The organism is Collinsella sp. AM31-2AC (genome assembly GCF_003469285.1).
GTDB classification, from domain to species: Bacteria; Actinomycetota; Coriobacteriia; order Coriobacteriales; family Coriobacteriaceae; genus Collinsella; species Collinsella aerofaciens_AT.
The window spans coordinates 1-1,650 of the sequence record NZ_QSJB01000042.1 but is presented as its reverse complement, the minus strand read 5'-3'; the positions used below and the strand labels follow the sequence as shown (position 1 = coordinate 1,650).

Genomic DNA, 1,650 nt, shown 5'->3' with positions numbered 1-1,650 from the left:
GCCACCATGGTCGTGGGCATCGTCGGCGCGTTCTTCGGCGTGCTGGCGTAAGGACCCGGCTGCATAGATTTTCGTTGCAACCTGGAAAGGGGATGGAGCGGGCCTATGCCCTCCATCCCCTTTTTGTATAGAAGGAGTTCGTATGTTCGCGAAGGATCGCGAAGAAATGCGCCTGACGCCGGCAGAGGTCAGGCTGATTCTTATTGAGTCCCTGCAGTGGTGCGCCAACAACGCGGTCTACTTTTTGGGGCTTATCGGTGCGGCCACGTATGATCTGGCTGGCACGGCCTTTTTGGTTGCTGCCATTACGCTCGTGCGCAATCTTATGACGTCGGTGGGCAATATGGTGTCGGGCTCGGTCATCGATCGCTTTGGACCGCGTCGGACGTCGTTTGTGACGTGCGTGATTACGGCGGTGCTTTCGCTTGGCGTGGGGTTGGCGCCGTTGTCTGTCCCCGGGCTTGTGTTTGCCGCGTGTGTCTTGGGACTTGCGGGTGGTTTTATCAACACCTGCACGCATGCGTTTCCGGGATACCTAGAGTCGACCACCGAGGGCCGTACCCGCGTGAACGGTCTCATGGTGTTTTACAGCAATATCGCCTATACCGCTGGCCCGCTGCTCGGTGGTGCCATCGTGAGCTGTTTTGCCACGCAATCGGTCTATCTGCTCATGGCGGGCATGATGGGTGTGGCGGCCGTGCTCTCCTTGGGCTGCCACGAGTGTGTTGTTCCCGCAAAAGGGGAGAAGCCGAAGGGCGGTATTCTGGGCGGCATGGCCGAGGGTGCGCGACTTACGTTTCGCGACCACGACCTGCGCCTCATCTTTATCTCGGGCTTTTTGGGTTTCTTTGCGTTCGGCGCGTTCGATTCGCTGGAGTCGTTGTTCTACCGTGATGTGCTCAACGTGGATATCGTCTGGCTGGGCTGGCTGTCCTCGGTCGTGGGCCTCACTTCCTCGGTGGGCGCGTTCATCCTGACCAAGCTTTCTGCTCGCCATGTCAACCTACGATTGTTACTCGGCGCGCTCATGGCCGTGGGCATTGGGTCCATGGTGTACGTGGGCACCGATATGCTGGGGGTCGCGATTATCGGTCAGGCGATTAACGGTCTGGCCTGGGGGTTCCTGGAGCCGCTGCAGATGATCTTGATTCAGGAGCGCGCAGACATCAAATACCTGGGGCGCATTACCGGCTTTGTGCGTTTTGGCCTGATGAGCGCCGGCGTGGTGCCGCTGCTGGCGGCTCCGTTTTTGGCGGAGGCTTTGGGCGTCCAGGCGGTGCTGTTTGGGGCATCGACCATTATTGCGCTGGTAGGAACGCTGTTCTTTGTCACACAAGGGAGACGCCAGGGGCGTTAGCTATACATCAAATTCTAATTTAATACCACTCACCAGAGAATTTCGACCGTTCACCGAGGATTGGAGCAGATTGAAAAGTGGTATTAAAAACACGTTAGGTGTATGTCTATAATTGGTATCGAAAAGAAACGCGATGTATAGATTCGCGTGCAGGACAGAAAGGAAAAGCCATGAAGGAAACCGAGAAGATCGAGATCATGCACTTTAGCCAGGAGGGCTACGTCGAGGACGGCAAGAACGTCTACGAGACCGGCAAGAAGATGACCGCGCTCGCCGACAAGGTCGCCGACGAG

Annotated in this window: 1 protein-coding gene; it reads left to right on the top strand. The window is 57.2% G+C overall.

Annotated features, from left to right (window positions below; all coding sequences use genetic code 11):
* Positions 1 to 142: 142 nt before the first annotated feature.
* On the top strand, positions 143 to 1,357 hold the full coding sequence (locus DW796_RS10295) for an MFS transporter (RefSeq protein ID WP_118095254.1): 1,215 nt from the start codon (positions 143 to 145) through the stop codon (positions 1,355 to 1,357).
* Positions 1,358 to 1,650: the final 293 nt, after the last annotated feature.